At 65.5% G+C, this 14,621-nt stretch carries 17 protein-coding genes; 1 reads left to right on the top strand and 16 read right to left on the bottom strand.

Annotated elements, in window-relative coordinates; genetic code table 11:
* Position 1: 1 nt before the first annotated feature.
* Positions 2 to 1,441, bottom strand: coding sequence for a YncE family protein (locus PX554_RS21855; RefSeq protein WP_058733715.1), 1,440 nt, complete (start codon positions 1,439 to 1,441; stop codon positions 2 to 4).
* Between the two features lies 1 nt (position 1,442).
* Entirely contained in the window at positions 1,443 to 1,808 is a 366-nt protein-coding gene (locus PX554_RS21850) for a DUF305 domain-containing protein (RefSeq protein WP_082898374.1), read from the bottom strand.
* A gap of 465 nt (positions 1,809 to 2,273) precedes the next feature.
* Here PX554_RS21850 and PX554_RS21845 point away from each other — a divergent pair, with 465 nt between their 5' ends.
* Positions 2,274 to 2,414 carry a hypothetical protein gene (locus PX554_RS21845; protein WP_231372554.1) on the top strand — a complete coding sequence of 47 codons (141 nt, stop codon included), beginning with the start codon at positions 2,274 to 2,276 and terminating at the stop codon, positions 2,412 to 2,414.
* Here PX554_RS21845 and PX554_RS21840 read toward each other — a convergent pair.
* From PX554_RS21840 to PX554_RS21775, 14 genes are all read right to left on the bottom strand, one after another.
* Positions 2,399 to 2,803 carry a hypothetical protein gene (locus PX554_RS21840; protein ID WP_010409157.1) on the bottom strand — a complete coding sequence of 135 codons (405 nt, stop codon included), beginning with the start codon at positions 2,801 to 2,803 and terminating at the stop codon, positions 2,399 to 2,401. The genes PX554_RS21845 and PX554_RS21840 overlap by 16 nt on opposite strands.
* A 96-nt stretch (positions 2,804 to 2,899) precedes the next feature.
* A complete protein-coding gene (locus PX554_RS21835; RefSeq protein WP_010409155.1) occupies positions 2,900 to 3,391 on the bottom strand; it encodes a hypothetical protein in 492 nt (163 codons plus the stop codon).
* Positions 3,388 to 3,885, bottom strand: a complete 498-nt coding sequence (locus tag PX554_RS21830; RefSeq protein WP_010409153.1) for a hypothetical protein — start codon at positions 3,883 to 3,885, stop codon at positions 3,388 to 3,390. Before PX554_RS21830 ends, PX554_RS21835 begins: the two co-directional genes overlap by 4 nt.
* Positions 3,882 to 5,036: a nuclease-related domain-containing protein gene (locus PX554_RS21825; RefSeq protein ID WP_010409151.1), complete on the bottom strand. Its 1,155-nt coding sequence runs from the start codon at positions 5,034 to 5,036 to the stop codon at positions 3,882 to 3,884. The genes PX554_RS21830 and PX554_RS21825 overlap by 4 nt, the downstream gene beginning before the upstream one ends.
* Positions 5,033 to 5,890 carry a CsgG/HfaB family protein gene (locus PX554_RS21820; protein ID WP_010409149.1) on the bottom strand — a complete coding sequence of 286 codons (858 nt, stop codon included), beginning with the start codon at positions 5,888 to 5,890 and terminating at the stop codon, positions 5,033 to 5,035. Before PX554_RS21820 ends, PX554_RS21825 begins: the two co-directional genes overlap by 4 nt.
* Entirely contained in the window at positions 5,883 to 6,200 is a 318-nt protein-coding gene (locus PX554_RS21815) for a hypothetical protein (protein WP_131818623.1), read from the bottom strand. Before PX554_RS21815 ends, PX554_RS21820 begins: the two co-directional genes overlap by 8 nt.
* Positions 6,201 to 6,238: 38 nt before the next feature.
* Positions 6,239 to 6,448 (bottom strand): hypothetical protein, encoded by a 210-nt coding sequence (locus PX554_RS21810; RefSeq protein WP_010409146.1) that lies wholly within the window; start codon positions 6,446 to 6,448, stop codon positions 6,239 to 6,241.
* 91 nt (positions 6,449 to 6,539) lie between these two features.
* A complete protein-coding gene (locus PX554_RS21805) occupies positions 6,540 to 7,301 on the bottom strand; it encodes a hypothetical protein (protein WP_010409145.1) in 762 nt (253 codons plus the stop codon).
* Positions 7,288 to 8,019, bottom strand: a complete 732-nt coding sequence (locus PX554_RS21800; RefSeq protein WP_275504550.1) for a type IV secretion protein — start codon at positions 8,017 to 8,019, stop codon at positions 7,288 to 7,290. Before PX554_RS21800 ends, PX554_RS21805 begins: the two co-directional genes overlap by 14 nt.
* Positions 8,009 to 8,335 (bottom strand): hypothetical protein, encoded by a 327-nt coding sequence (locus PX554_RS21795; RefSeq protein WP_035386408.1) that lies wholly within the window; start codon positions 8,333 to 8,335, stop codon positions 8,009 to 8,011. The genes PX554_RS21800 and PX554_RS21795 overlap by 11 nt, the downstream gene beginning before the upstream one ends.
* Positions 8,332 to 8,568 carry a hypothetical protein gene (locus PX554_RS21790; protein WP_037447296.1) on the bottom strand — a complete coding sequence of 79 codons (237 nt, stop codon included), beginning with the start codon at positions 8,566 to 8,568 and terminating at the stop codon, positions 8,332 to 8,334. The genes PX554_RS21795 and PX554_RS21790 overlap by 4 nt, the downstream gene beginning before the upstream one ends.
* 2 nt (positions 8,569 to 8,570) lie before the next feature.
* Positions 8,571 to 11,645 (bottom strand): MobF family relaxase, encoded by a 3,075-nt coding sequence (gene mobF / locus PX554_RS21785; protein ID WP_016509811.1) that lies wholly within the window; start codon positions 11,643 to 11,645, stop codon positions 8,571 to 8,573.
* A gap of 3 nt (positions 11,646 to 11,648) precedes the next feature.
* Entirely contained in the window at positions 11,649 to 14,138 is a 2,490-nt protein-coding gene (locus PX554_RS21780; protein ID WP_035386410.1) for a type IV secretion system DNA-binding domain-containing protein, read from the bottom strand.
* Complete coding sequence (locus PX554_RS21775; protein WP_016509826.1) at positions 14,125 to 14,415, bottom strand: hypothetical protein; 291 nt, start codon at positions 14,413 to 14,415, stop codon at positions 14,125 to 14,127. The genes PX554_RS21780 and PX554_RS21775 overlap by 14 nt, the downstream gene beginning before the upstream one ends.
* Positions 14,416 to 14,621 lie beyond the last annotated feature (206 nt).

Here is a 14,621-nt window from a genome sequence, read left to right as displayed (position 1 = left end):
TTCAGTCGCGCTGCACCTGCACGATGCGTCCAGGCGCGCCGTTCACCACCTCCGCCACCGCCAGAAAGCGGCGGGGCGTCGCGGTGCTGCCCTGAACGATCTGCCGGATCGGACCCGATGCGTTGACGATCGCCGCACCTGCCGGGTTGCTCATGAAGTTCGCAAGCGGCTCTACCGCACCACTGCCGTCCGCATTGGCGGTCAGCACGAGCATGTAAGGCTTTTTGGGCTGCAAACCGGTAACGGCACTTTGCACGACCTGAATGATGCCCTGGTCGAAGAGGGTGATGCTGCTTGCTGTACCTTTGCCGCCGATCGGCCCCATGGTCAGATGCAACGCCTTGCCGGCCGTGCCGAGCGGCTGGAGATTGTCGGTGCCGGGGCCTGTCGGAACTGCGTTCGACACATAGGCGATCGCCTGCGGTGCCTGTCCGACCGGCACGGTGGCAACGACCGTGTTGCCAGCGGTGTCGATCGCGGCGAGCTCATCGGCATTCTCCAGCCCGACGTAGATGCGCCGGCCGTCGCCCGATGGCCAGACACCGTGCGGCATCTTGCCGACCGGGATGGTGGCGACGGGCGCGAAGTCGGATGTGCGGAACACCTTCACCGCATTCTCTCCGCCGACCGTCACATAGGCGAACTGCCCCTTGGCCGTGCGGGCAAAGTTGACATGGTTGGTGATCGGCCCGGTATCCAGCACCTTCAGGATCGCGAAGGGTGGTCTCGCATCGAATGCGACCGTCTTGCCGATGTCCTTCAGCGTGAACCACACCTGCTTGCCGTCCGGCGTCGCGGCAATATTGGGACAGAACGGGCTTGGCTGTGCCACCTGTCCGACCTGCGCGTGGGTCGCGACATCGAACACGGCCAGCACCGGATTGAACGACGAACAGACATAGCCGTACCGGCCATCGGGAGAGAAGATCGTCATGCCCGGACCACCGGGCGTCTTGATGCGCCCCGTCTCCTTGTACGTCGTGGGGTCGAGCACGGCGATATAATCCTCGCCGCGGACCGTGACCCACACCTCCTTGCCGTTTGGCGTGAAGAACGCCTCGTGCGGACTGCGCCCGACATAGGTCGTGTGTTTGACCGTGTTGGTGGCGGTGTCGATCCACGACACGGCGTTCGATCCGATCGACACGACCGCCAAGGTCTTCCCGTCCGGCGAGAAGCCGAGGCCGTGGACCAGCACCTGTCCCTTGTAGAGCGGCGAAAAGTTCATCGGCTGCGGATCGCCGAGCTTGATGACGCCGAGCAGCCGGTTGTCGGCCGGGTCCGTCACCGACACCGTGTTGGAGAATTGTTCAGACGCATAGACGCGGTCGCGGTGGCTGACGGGCATGTCCTTAGCGTTCCACGGCGCCTGCTGGGCCATGGCGAGGCCCGGTGCGGCGCTCATCAGCAAGGCGGCCGAGCGCAGGATGGTCCGGATCATGTCAGTGCTCCATAGGGCTATGGTGGTCGCCGCCCTGCGTCGGGGCTGGCGTCGAAGGGGGTAGCGGCTGACCGATCGCCAGCTTCATGGCGGCGATCTCCTGCTGCTGGTCGATGATGATCTCCTGCGCGATGCGCTTGAGCTGCTCGTTATGGCCATAGCGCAGCTCCGCCACCGCCATATCGATGGCGCCCTGATGATGCGGGAGCATCATCGCCACGAAGTCGCGGTCGACGTCGCCGGACGGCTTGACCATCATGCCCGCCATCATCCGGTCCATCGCGGCAGACACTATGCTGGCGTAGCCATCGGCAGGGGAGGCCGCGGCTGCGCCTGTAAGTAGGGCCGGAGCAGTCAGACCCAGCATCCAGTTTCGTCTATGCATAAGCCTCCGGCGCATCAGTCCTGAAAGCATAGACGACGCTCGTCCGGGTTTATTCCATGGGTGAGCCGGTTATCAGCCTTCCCGATTGGGAAGGTCGCGTGGGACGGCTGACGGCGGGAAGGCGCGCTCGATGGCAACGAGGGCGCCATTTTCCCGAAATGTGTTCCCGATTGGCTTTTCCCGAAACTGCCCGGTGCAGATGGAGAAACGGGACAACCTATGGCCGTCTGATCGACCTCCCCTTGGCGGTCGAAGCTGTTGGCAGATAACGTGAGTGCGACGCCTCGTTTGCGAGCAGCGCCGGATGATGGCGAGCACATTGGCAGCTAATTCGAGCACGGTGCCACGCGCCAGTGGCAGATAGCGTGAGCAGGAAATAGCGCTGTTGGCGAGCAGACACCGCTACGATTGCAAGCCCCTACAAATATCCGTCCCAATCCGGGTGACATGCCCGAGAAGGCGACGTTCATCCCGAAGCCCTTCTCGGCTGCGATCGTCCACGAGCACCTCCGCAGGACGCTGCCTGACGGCAAGAAGCCCGCGCCGCTGAAGAATGCGGTGACGACGCCGGTTCAGCCGGGAGCCTGAGCCACCCCTGCCGAGGCGAGCAACTGCGCGTCGGTCGCGTCGCGGTTGTCGATCCACCATTTGGCGTCCGCGATGCCGAGCAGCGCCGCGCCGGTTTCGACGCTATCGAGAGGTTGATCCTTGCGCAGCAAGGCGATCCGTTTCGCGCGAATGGTCGTTGCCCAGCTGACCTGTCGTTCCGAGCCGTTGAGCGGCGCCAGCGACAGATGGGCAACGGCTTGTTGCGAGGCCGCGGCGTCGCGCTCGTTCTCTTCCTGGCGCTGCTTGCGGTAGCACGCGCCGCAGACCGTCGTGCGCAGCCAGGTGGCCTTGCGCTCCTGCTGCGACGCGAACCCGGCAATGAAATGGGTTTGCTCATGGCCGCAGGTGTGGGTGATGCGATGGTCCATGACGTTCAGCCTGTCATATGGGCCGGATTTGTTCCAGCGGGATTGAGTCGAGCCGTTCGGTTCCGGCGACCGATGCTCGCGGCATGAAGATGGCGATCACGACCCGAGTGGGCTGCTCATCACCAGCACGGTCGCGCGCGCGATCGGCGCCGGCGCTACGCCGGCTCTGAAGGGGGCGACCGCCCCCCACCGCAGCGACTTGGCGACGGGGCGATAGCTGACCGGATGGATGCCATCCCGGCTCGGTTGCGCCCGCAGCGGGATGACGGTGTCGCCGAAACGTGCGGCGATCGACGTGACAATGGATGACGCGCGCAGGTCGTAGGGGGCAAGCCAGGCCACCTTGACGGCGGTGGTTCGCCGCCTGAGCGCAAGAAGGTTGGTTGGGAGCGCCGGACTGGCGGCATCGTTCGACCCGAGTGCGATGAGGGCGACGGTGGCGGCCGAAGCGCCCCTCACCCGCCGCTCGATCTCGGCCGAACCGGCACCCACGCGCGCATGAACCTCGCAGCGTATGCCCTGTGCTGCCAATGCCTGCGCCGTGCCGACCGCGGTGCTGTCGCCCAGGATCAGGCAGAAGGGAATCATGGCCGACCAGCCTGATGGGCAAGCGGTTTTCGTGGAGTGGTCATGTCGCCGTAGGCAAGTAGCCCGAAGATGGCGACAGCACAGCCGGCGATGCCGAACGCTGCGCGTGCCAGCCCGATCAGCCGCGCCTTGCGACCCTTGCGAAGGTGGTTCCACCCTCGATCGAGCGAGGTACGCCAGGACAGCCAGCCATCGCCGATATCGCTCGCGCCGAACATCGCGATGGGGATCGCGACGGCCAGCATGATATGCCGGATGTCGGCGCGGGCGATCACGATGGCGAGAAAGGTCGCGACCAGAATGAACAGCGCGATGGCGTTGATGACGCTGTAGAGCGGGCGCAGCCGAAAGATCCGACGCGAGGGCGCAGCGAGGTAGCGCACGATCGGACGGCGGCAGGTGTCGCAGACCAGCATGTGCTGCCCCAGCGGCCAGCGGCGCATCGCCTCATGGCAATACGGGCATTCGGGCCGGGGCAGGCTGATCATATTCATGCGACGTGGCCGACCCTGATCGCATCGGGAAGTGCAGCCCGGATCACGTCGGCGACGTCGGGCACGCAGATCCAGTTGGAGAATCTCGGGTTCCAGATCGCCTTGCCCTTGCACAACGCGGAAAGAACCTCCCTGCCGATCTCATCGTCGCGCGCGGCCCGGAATGCGATGCGGCCATCTGGCAGTGTCCGCTCGACGATCCCGGCGCATACCTCGATAGGTGCGCCCGCCTTGACGGGAACCGCCTTGGCAGGGGGCGATACCTCCAAAACGGTGCATTCAACCGCTACCGATGTGGAGGGACTTTGCGCCGGATGAACAGTGACAGGCTCTGCCTCGACGTACGGCGGCAATTCCGGCACAGACGCGGCCTGGACGATGGGCATGTTGATCGGCCCAGACGGGTCGCCGGTATGAGACGTATCGGCGGCGTCCGTGCTGTCAGGAACGATGCCGAGGCGGGTATAGATATCGCCCTCCTGGACATGGTCGGCGATGAGCTGGTCGGCGATCTCGACCATCTGCGCGGCGGTGACGCCGGTCGAAAACATTCGTCCCAGGGGCGATGACCCGCCGAACGGCACCCAGGCTTTGTAAAGGTTGTCGCATTTGTAGATCGGCTCGTCGCTGCCGATTTTGGAACGGTCGATCATCGCGGTGGGCGGAACGGACACGAATACGCCGACCTCCGCGAACGCCCTGTCATGCCCTTTTCGCTTCAGCCACGCCTGCAGCACCTTGCGTTGTCGTTTGGCCTGTTCGACCGGATTGGGGATGTTCTGCGGCTGACGTTGCGAGCGATACCAGACCATCCATTCGCCATGCTCGTTCTTCGAGATCCGGCCAGAGTAGTTCTTGGATTCGAAGATCGAGGCGGTGCGCGACGCCCGCGACAGCAGGATATGATCGAACTGCGCGAACCCGCCCTGCCCGTCCGGCAGGCGCAGATCGTGGATAAGCAGGTTGCGGTCGTTGTCAGGCCCGAATTGGTGATCGAGCATATAGGCGGTCTCGCGCTCGCCCCGCATCCCCTGGCGATGGTTCCGCACCGTCGATCGCACGCGCTCGGGGAGAGCCGCGAACTCGTCGGACGCCATCACTTCGTCGGCAAATGCGATCTCGGCCGCGCGGGTCGATTTCTTGCGGATCATCGTTTCGGCGTTCCCGGATTTGGCTGCGGCAGCGGTTGAACCGCCTGCGCCGGTAGCGGCGCGGAGGCGGGAGGCACCATTGCGGGCGGCTTGGCCGGCACCAGCCTCGCCTCGAGCCGTGGCCGTGCATCCTCGATCAGCTTGCGGAACGCATCGAGCGTCGCCAGCGTGGTGATCTTGCCGATGTCGGTCGAGGCGTAGCTTCCACCGAGCGCACCCACGCCAAGGCCGAGCAACAGCCCACCGCCCACGACGCCGATATCCTTCTTGCGCGCCGACCCGCTGGCGACCGCTTCCTGGATGCCGGTGTTCACGTCGACCAGCGTCATCAGCACCTGGCTTTCGAGTGTCTTCGACTTGAGCCCGACCGCCCCGCCGAACACACCGCCGACCCCGCCCCCGCTCTCACGCGACTTGGCGTCGGAATAGACCACCTTCACCTCGATCAGATAATCCGCCTTGGTGACAGGCCGGGTTGTGGCAGTCCCGCCATTGATCGCGCGTTCGCGTTCGAGCGCGCTGAACGCCTCGCCGCGATCGGCGACGCGGAAGCAATTGGATCGCGCGATCATCAGCTTGACCAGTGGCAGCGCGTCGACGCGCGCGGTCGAACCGCCGTTCTGCATCTCCGCCATGCGCATGAGCGCCTGCAGTTGCGGCGACAGGCCATCGGCCGGGTTGGCGGCCTTCTCCTCAACCAGCGCGGCAACGCCGAGCGGCACCTGGCATTGCGGCACGGCGGTCGTCTCGTCGACGCCGGTGCCGCCCTGCCCCAGCTTCTGGGCGTGGGCCATTGAAGGTGTGACGGCCGCGAGCGCGGCCGTCACGACGAGCATGCGGGTGCGATCAAGCACCGGCGCCCGCCTTCTTCGCATGCGCTGCGGGATCGCAGATCCCGGCACGCTCCTCGTCCGCCGCAACTTTCTTCGCGGCTTCGTCACAGTCCTTGCAGTCGGGACAGTCCGCGCAGTCCTTGCATTTGCCGTTGTGAAGCGCGTGCGCGCGATAGCGCGCCTTCTTCGCCTCGACCTCGCGCGCGGCATCGGTGCCGGCATGACTTCCGGCGAAGCTCGCCATCGCGAGCAGGACCGGCGCCGACGACTGCGCGCTGGCGGCCGACGGCAAGGCCACGGAGAGGGCGGCAAGCCCCAGCGCGGCGATCATCTTCAGTTTCATCGTGTGTACTCCTTCCCTGGCCGTTTTCAGAAGAAACCGTTGCGTCGGCCGTCGCGACGGTCATCGTGGCGGGCGCTGCTGTCGCCCAGCGCCGAGCGCCGGACCTCCAGCTCAACCCCGTCCCCCTTGCGGCGAATGCGGACATCCTGCGGGGCGATGTTGTTGCGCTTCGCCCAGCGGTCTGCGTCGGCATCCGAGCCGAACTCGCCCATTTCCTCGAAATCCCAGTTGCTCATGTCTCCTGTCCCGGTTGATCGCCGTGCCGGCGCGCGGGGGCCGGTCCTGGCGGTGCGATGCGAAATCCCCGCGCGTGGATGAAGGACAGTGTCACTGGATCGAGGCCGGTTTGGCGGCGATGCGCCGGACCACGAGATTGCTGTCGGCCCCCAGACGAAGATCGAGCGTGTGCCCGACCCGTCGCGTGAACAGCATCACGCCGGCAACCTCGTCGTGCAGCGTGCCCTTGCCGAAGAAGGTCCGAGAATCTGCCCATTCGCGGCCGTGGATGAAGCGGACGCGATATTGGCCGAGCGGGGCTGGCACGGTGACACGCTCGAAGGCGCGGACATAGACCGACAGCCGGTTCTTCGCCGTCGCCGGATCGAGCAGCTGGACGATGCTATTGTCTGCCGCACCCTGAATGGTCAGGTGGCTTCTGACGGTTCGCAGGTCGACGCTGGAGGAGACGGCGACCGTTCCCGATTCCGGAAAACCGGTGTTCGTCCCCACGATTGACGCGAACAGGCTGGAGGTTGCGCGCTTGATCTGGCCCTGCCCGGCCCAGGCCGCAAGGACCAGTGCGATGGCAACACCGACGCCCAGCGCCTGCCAGTAAGGGGCCGGCGTGAAGCGCGGGCGGGGCCGCCATCGACCGCGCTGATAATCGTGGCCCCTGTTCCTGGCTTCGAACCACGACCCTTTCGATCCGCCAGATATCCAGCTCGCGCTCCCCAGCGGCACCGATTTCCTGAACCCGAAGCGGTTCAGCTCGACCCGTGCCTTGCGATCGTTCCATTGCGTCGCACCGGGATCGAGCCCCTGCCGCTTGCGGTAGCGATCGCGCATATAGTCGCGATCATCGATGCCCATCGACCACCTCCATCGACTGCGAGGGGAGAGCCAGGGGAAACACGTCCATTCTGGACAGCATCGCGTGATCGCGCAGCGAGGCCTCGACGGCGACAACCTCGCTCGAAGTCAGTCCAGGTTCGCGTCGTACGAACAGGATGGTCGACGCCGATCCTGCCAGCCAGCGCGCGATGGAGATCCTGGGCATCAGCCGGTCGTGGTCGGCGAAAGCGTGGGTCGCTCGTCGCACGCCGGCCAGCACGGTCATTCCCCAACGCAGGGCGTGACCGTTTCCAGAATCGTGTCCCGCCGCCTCTGCGACGGCTTCCGGCGGGAGATCCCGTATCAGATCGCGGACGGCCGAAAGGGTCGCACCAGGTTCATCGCCGGCATGCTGGATCGCGCGGAGCAGCACATAGCGCGAAGCGCAGGTGTAGCCCGAGCATACGTCAGGATCGTCGGGAAGGAACGCTTCGATCGCGGACGAGCGTGCATAGTCGCTCGGATGGTCTGCGAAGAAGTCCCAGTTGCCGCGCGCGGGGTCGATCAGCTGGTCGCGGACCTGGTCGGCGAGTTCGGCGATCGCGTCGCCATCGCCGAATACCGCGAGCCGGCCCCCGTCACCGGCGCGGAGCGCTTCAAGCGCCGCTGCCGTCAGATCCGCGGTTTCGGCGATCGTGAGGGTCGCGTGCGTCGGCTCGGGTTGGCGCCGGAAGCGAAAAGGGAAACTACCGTCCACCGGGCGTACCTTGGGTTGCGGGCGGAACGAAAATTCCACCATCGGTGTGGAGCGACGCGCTGACGATTCCGCATCCGACCGCCCAGGCGAAGGTGAAAGCCGCCACCACGGCCGCCAGGAGCCCCGCCTGACGCAGCCGGCGCGTCAGGGGGACGAGCACGCGCGGCGCGGTTGACCGTGGCTCCACGGGCTTCCTGCGGGCCTGTTGGAGATGCTCGGACGCGCCCTCGATCGCATCGCAGGGCGGCGTGTCGAGCCGCGAGGTCCGGCCGATGCGGGGAGCCCCGTGCATATAGTCGCGGTCGGCGAGGCTCATCGTGCTGGCTCGGGCCGGACCCGGAGGGCACGCAGCGCGCGGGTGAGCGGCAGGAGTAAGACGTAGGTCAGGCCGAATATCGCGGCCATCGCGAGCGTTTCGCCGCCCCAGTCGAGCGCATCGTCGCGCCGCGCGAGCTGGCTGCATTGCGCGAGCGTATGGGTGTCGAGATCGCAGGCGTGCCAATGTTTCGTGGCGATCACCTGATCCCAGGTCGGTGGCGACGTGGTCATGCTCATAGCTCCAGTCCGATGTCCTTTTCGGGGTAGGGAAGTTCGATTTCCGGCTTCTCGACGCCGATCCGCAGCGATGCGGCTGCAAGGGAGGGATCGTTCTTGAAATCGGGCGGCTGCCGCTCGACGGTTTGGCTGACGTCGGCGCTCGGCTCGCCCCCAACTTTCTCCGGTCCGCGATCGAGGTCGGGCGGCAGCGAGGGGTTGAACGTCTCGCCCGCGCCTGCTTTCGCCGCTGTGCCGGCAGCGCCGCGATCGGGATCGATCGTCAGCGCGCCGGTGGTTTCGAGCGCCGAGGTCTTGTTGCCCTCGTTGCGCTCGATCGCGGCGGTCAGCTTCTCGCGGTCGTCGGTGAACAGCTGGATGTCGTCGCGGACGCGCGTAACGGTGACGTTGAACAGGCGCTGGTTGGAGAGGTTAGATTCCTTGTGGCTCATCACCGCGATCGCGGTATCGGTGGTGATGCCCTGCGCCGCGTGCATGTTGAGCGCGTAGGCGAGGCTGATCCGCTCCATCATCGGATCGCCCGCCTTCAGCTCGTGGAGCGTGCCGTCGCTCGCCTCGACCCTGATCCCCGACGGGTCGGCCGAGACGACGCGGGCGATGTCGTTGTTGTTGAGGCCGCGGTCCTTGTCGTTCTGCGTCCAGCGGATCCTGTCGCCTTCGTGCAGCCGGATCTCCTCGCGCTGCGCGAGCTGCATCGCATCGGTCTTGTCGACCGGCGATATCTTCTGCGGATCGAAGGTCCGAACCCGGTTGCCGATCTGGACCTGGACGCGGCCCTTCGCGTCGACGCCGAGCACGTCATAGGTGCCGGGGCTGAGGCCGAGTTCGCGCATGGCATGGCGCAGGTCGATCACCTGGCCCGGCTTGTAGGTATGCGCGTAGCGCAGTTCCTCACGCGTGACGTTGACCTTGTCGAGGACGGGCGTAACGACGCCCTCGCCCTTCAGCGCCCCCTCTGCGGCGAGGCCGTCCTGGATGCGCACGTTGAGCTCGGCGCGGGCGACGCGGCCCGAGGAGAACATCGCGGTGGTCTCGCGCTGTTCGGTGGTTAGGCCCAGCCAGTGTTCGGCCGCGGCCTTCACATGCTCGGGGTTGGCGGTGACCTTGTCGCCGAGCATCGCCATCGCCTCGCGCACCTCGCCACGGTTGGTCAGCGCAGCGACGGTGCGCAGCTGCTCGGTGCGCTGGCGCAGATTCTCGTCCATCCGCGCCATCGTGATCCCGCCGGCCTGCGCGAGCGCGAACGCCTTGCCGGCGTCGACCGCGGTGATCTGCTGGCGATCGCCGATCATCAGGAAGCGATCGACGCCGAGCGCATTGGCGATGCCGACCAGGTGCTTCATCTGGTCGGAACCCACCATCGAGGCTTCGTCGAGGATCAGCGTCGTGCCGGCGAGCGCGTCGCGCGCGCCGTCATAGCCCGCTCCCTTCCCAGCGAGCGCGTGGCGGGCATAGCTGTGGACGAACGAGGAGACGGTGCGGCTCTCGATCCCGGCTTCCGCGCCGAGGCGATCGGCGGTCGCCTTCATGAGCGCGAGGCCGACCACCTTGCCGCCCTCCTGCTCGACGTTGCGCGCGACGCTCGCCAGCATGGTCGACTTGCCGGCGCCCGAGACGCCTTGGACCGCGACGATACGATCGGCGGAGGTCAGCGCCATCGTCGCGGCCGCCATCTGGCCTGCGTTGAGTTCCTTGTCGCCCGATGCGGCGTTGATCCGCTCGATGACGGTGTCGGCGGAGACGATCACCCGCCCCTCCCCCTTGCCGCGCTCGATCTCGGCAAGGATACCGCGCTCGGTCGCGAGCGCCTCGGGCGTCGTGACATGGGTGACGACGCCGTCGATCCGGTCCTCCTTGCCCGGGATCAGCTTCTCGTTGCGGATGAGCTCGGAGACGCGCGCGTCGACATGCGCGGCGGTGACACCCTTCAGCCCGAGGTCGAGCGCGGTCCGGGTGATGTCGGGCACGGCGAACGCGGCTTCGCGCTGGGCATGGATGCGGATCGCGGAGGCGACGGCGTGCTGGGCGCGCAGATCCACCGGCGCGATGCGCAGTCGGTCGAGACCGCTGGCGACGAGCGGATCGGCGGATCGGAACCACTCGCCCAGGCTTTCGCGGATATTGGCCAGGACGTCACCGAGGCGCTCCATCGGTCGTGGCTGGGCATCGAGGCCGCTAGTGCCGGCACGCTCGCGCGCGGCATCGACCAGTGCCTTGCCGTCGAATCCGAGCGCGGCCGCCCGGTCACGCCATTCCTGGCGCAGGGCATCGCGATCCTCGACGTTCAGCTTGGCGTCGCGGGTATTGTTGGTCACCTTGCGCAACGCCTCGGCGGAGGTGACACCGAGCTCGCCGGCTTTCGCCAGGATATCGGCGCGCCGCTGGCTGAAGGTGTCGATCACCTCCTTAGGCACGCCGGCGATCTCGAACTGGCCGTGCTTGCCGGTGACGCTTGTTTCGTAGCCGATCTTTGCCAGCTCGGCGCGAAACTGGGCGTGATAGGCCGCGCCGATCGTGGTGTTGTTCTTCCAGAGCTGCTGGTTGTGGAGCGCCTGCCATGCCCCGTTCGCCATCTTGGTCATGTTGGCGATAAGGACGTGGATGTGGCCCTGCGGATCGAGAGCGCGGCTCGTGTCGTGCTGGAACAGCGCATAGACGAGGTTGCCGGTACGCACCGCATCCCCTGACCTGGACTGATCGTAGGTGCGGCCTTCGGCGAAGGTCTTCTCGACCCAGCCCATCGTCGCCTTTACCGCGTTCATATGCGCGGTGAGCACACGGGCGTCGCCGGCGACATAGGCCATGACGCTCGCCGATTTCGGCATCGAGAATGTCAGGTCGACGCCTAACCGCCGACCCTCGACCTGCCCGACCTTCTCGCCATCGGGCATCTCGCCGTTGAGGATCTTCTCGAAGTCCTCCTTGGTCACCTCGCCCTTGAGGCCAAGATCGGCCGCGCCCACCCCGCCCCAGGCGGTCGCCTCGGACGAATGCTCGGCAGTGTAGTAATCGTCCTTGGCGAAATACTGCGCCGCGCCGGAGGCGGATTTGACGGAGGCGACCGACAGCATCGGCTACATCCCCATGTCCATGTCGTCATCGATCTCCGGCGAATGATCCGGGCCATGATGACGATGGTGGTGATCGGGATCGCGCTGCGTCGCAAACCCATCGCGCAACTCACGGGTCGCTTGGTCCTCATGGCGGTTGCCATCTTGCCGACCGAGATCAGAGCCACTCATTGGTCGTTCGGCGTCCGATCGTTGCGCGTTCGGGCCTGCCGTGAGCGTTGGCGACGCCCCCGGATCGGGAAGCCTCAGACCGATCCGCGCGTCGCGCACCTTTTCGGACGCGACGGGAACCGCTGGCTCCGCTGCGCGGACGGCATCGGCGCCGGTTGGGCTGGTCGTGACGCCCTTCCCGGTTACCTGATCGATAACCACCGGCAGCGACCCGGTGACCTCCATCGCCGCAGCCGCCTTCTCCGCCTCGCTACGGGGCTTCTCGGGCTGAGCGGCGGTCAGGTCCGGCTGTTCTCGTTCCCTTGCGTCTACGCCTCCCACGGGCCGCGTGGGGGTATGTTCCCGGCCGCCCTCACCCCCCTCATCCGCGACCTTGTTCCGGGCGGTCTGACGACGCCGGTCTTCCGGCGAGACGTATTCGGTCGGCTTGAAGTTCTTGCGGGGAACCGCCCCCGGCGCGACCTCGGCATAGGACCGGTACTTGAGTTCGATCCGCGCAGCGGGGAAACCGTCGGGAAACTTCACGAAGCCGTGGAGCGACGGCAGGTTGTTGATGTCGTCGGGGATGACCAGCGGTTCGATCGCGGTACGCGGTGTGAGCGTCGAGGCGTCGCGGGTATTGTTGTAGCCGTAGCTGTATGCCTCATCCATCTGACGGACTTCCCGGCTGCCGATGAACTCGGAGCATTTCTCGGCCGTCGTGCGATCGGCGGTGGCGAGGATCAGCTTGGTGCGCGCGAGGCCGGTGAGCGCGGTCGCGTTCTGCAGGCCATAGGTCGCGACCAGCTTGTCGAACGAGTGGATGCCGAGGACGAACGCGCCTCCGAAGTTGCGCGCCGACTGGAGGCCATGCTCGATGCCGGGCAGCGCGTGGAGCGCGTGTACCTCGTCGAACAGATACCAGGTGCGCAGATCGCGCGTCTTGGGCAGGCGCATGAGGTTGTTGACCGCGAGGTCGATCCACAGCGTGAACAGGCCGCGGGTCATCTCCAGGTCATTGTACGAGCCGGTAATGAACATGATCGAGCCGTCACGATTGTCGGTCGCGATCCAGTCGCGGATCGAGAAGGCGGGCGGGCCGCCCGGGACGGGGTCCGGCATGAAGCGCAGCGCCTGTCCGTTGACGTTCAGGACTGATCGGATCGACTCCGCCATGCGGGCCGCTTTCTCCGTCGTCAGCGGGGCCGCGATCGTGTCGTCCAGCTTGGCGTTGATCGACTTCAGGTCAGCCTGCATCAGGTGATGCGCGATGGCGGCATTGTTGGCCTCGCCCATCTCCTGAAGCTTCAGGCACATCTCGATGAACAGCATGCGTGCGGCGTTCTGCCAGAACGGCTCCTTGTCGTCGGGATGCGAGGGGATGAGGGCCGAGGCGGCCGACACGAAGTCGGCATAGTTGCGGCACTCGTCGAACAGCGTCCACGGCGCGCAACGCTCGTCCATCGGGTTGAGGATAACGTCGGTTTCGGGGTTGTAGAATGTCTCCACGAACACCCCGGTAAGGTCGAAGATGACGGCGCGATGCCCGCGCGCACGAAGCTGCGAGACGTGGCTGCGCAGCTGCGTCGTCTTGCCGGTGCCGGTGGTGCCGATGAGCATGGTATGGCTCTGTTCGAGCCGCCACGGATAGGGGATGCCGGCGATCGTATAGGGAACGTGGATGCCCCGGTCGATGCGATCGAGGATTGGAGCCTTGGCGACCAGCTCCGGGACGTATGGGGGCTCGTGCTCGGCGCACTCGGTTCGGAACCTGCGCCGGTTGTGGCCGCTGACGGTTTTGACGAGGACATCTCGCTCGACCAGCAGGGCGCCGCGGTTATGGCGTTCCTGGAGCATGTCGCTGCCGCGCTTGTTGGCCCACATGATGAACCACATGATGAGCGGAGCGGCGATGAAAGCCGACATGACGAGCGTCGTCAGGAAGATTTTGACGGTTTTAGCCCAGGCGTGAACGACATGGGGCTCGTAGGGAACGTAACCGATCGGAACTTTCGTCACGACGCCGTTGGGCAGGGTCAGGTTGATAAGGTGGAATCTGTCCGCGCCGACCCATGTCCAGATCGCCGAGTAGAGCTTCATCAGGTCGAGCTGGAACTCATGCTCGGCGAGGCCCAGCCAGACGAAGATATTGAACAGGACGATGAACGTCCCGAGCCAGATCCAGATCGGCACCTGGAGGCCCGCCCAGGTCATCTTGTACTGGCTGGCAAGCAGCTGCGAACCGCGGGTGAAATTGCCGGAGTTGCGGGTGATCCGCCCCCGCGCTGAATGGTGCTTTACCGTCGCCGCCTGACCGTTGAACCGGATATCACCGCTGCGCATGGTGAACCTCCACGCGCTCCTGGGCGATGTCGATGATCTTCTCCGCGTAGTCGGGATGCTCGCGGGTAACGATGAGGTCCATCGAAGCCGACAGTTGCTCTAGGATGAGCAGGACGCGACTGACGTTGAATGAATGGCTCGCGACCGCCAGTGGAAGTCCGAAATGAAAGACTAAACGGGACGCCTCCGAGCGAGAGCATCCACGCTCTTTCGCGAAGCTGTCCAGGGTCGCAACAGCCTGACTCGAAAGCCTGAAGCCGACGTGGTGTGTAGTCATGATCCATCCACTCAACTGGTGGATGGTGGGGATTTCGGAGCCGGAGGTTTAACACGCGATTTCAGACATCGCCATAGAAAACGTATTACATGCCGAGAACGTCGAACTAGACGCTATTTCAACGGGTTAGCGAACTCCGGCTAGGCTTTTCCACCATGAGAACACGACACACCCTGTGAACAGACCGTATTTCAGGCACTTAACCT

The organism is Sphingomonas pollutisoli (assembly GCF_029167165.1).
In the GTDB taxonomy this organism is placed as follows: domain Bacteria; phylum Pseudomonadota; class Alphaproteobacteria; order Sphingomonadales; family Sphingomonadaceae; genus Sphingomonas; species Sphingomonas pollutisoli.
The sequence above is the reverse complement of the archived record's forward strand: the minus strand, read 5'-3'. Positions and strand labels throughout refer to the sequence as shown.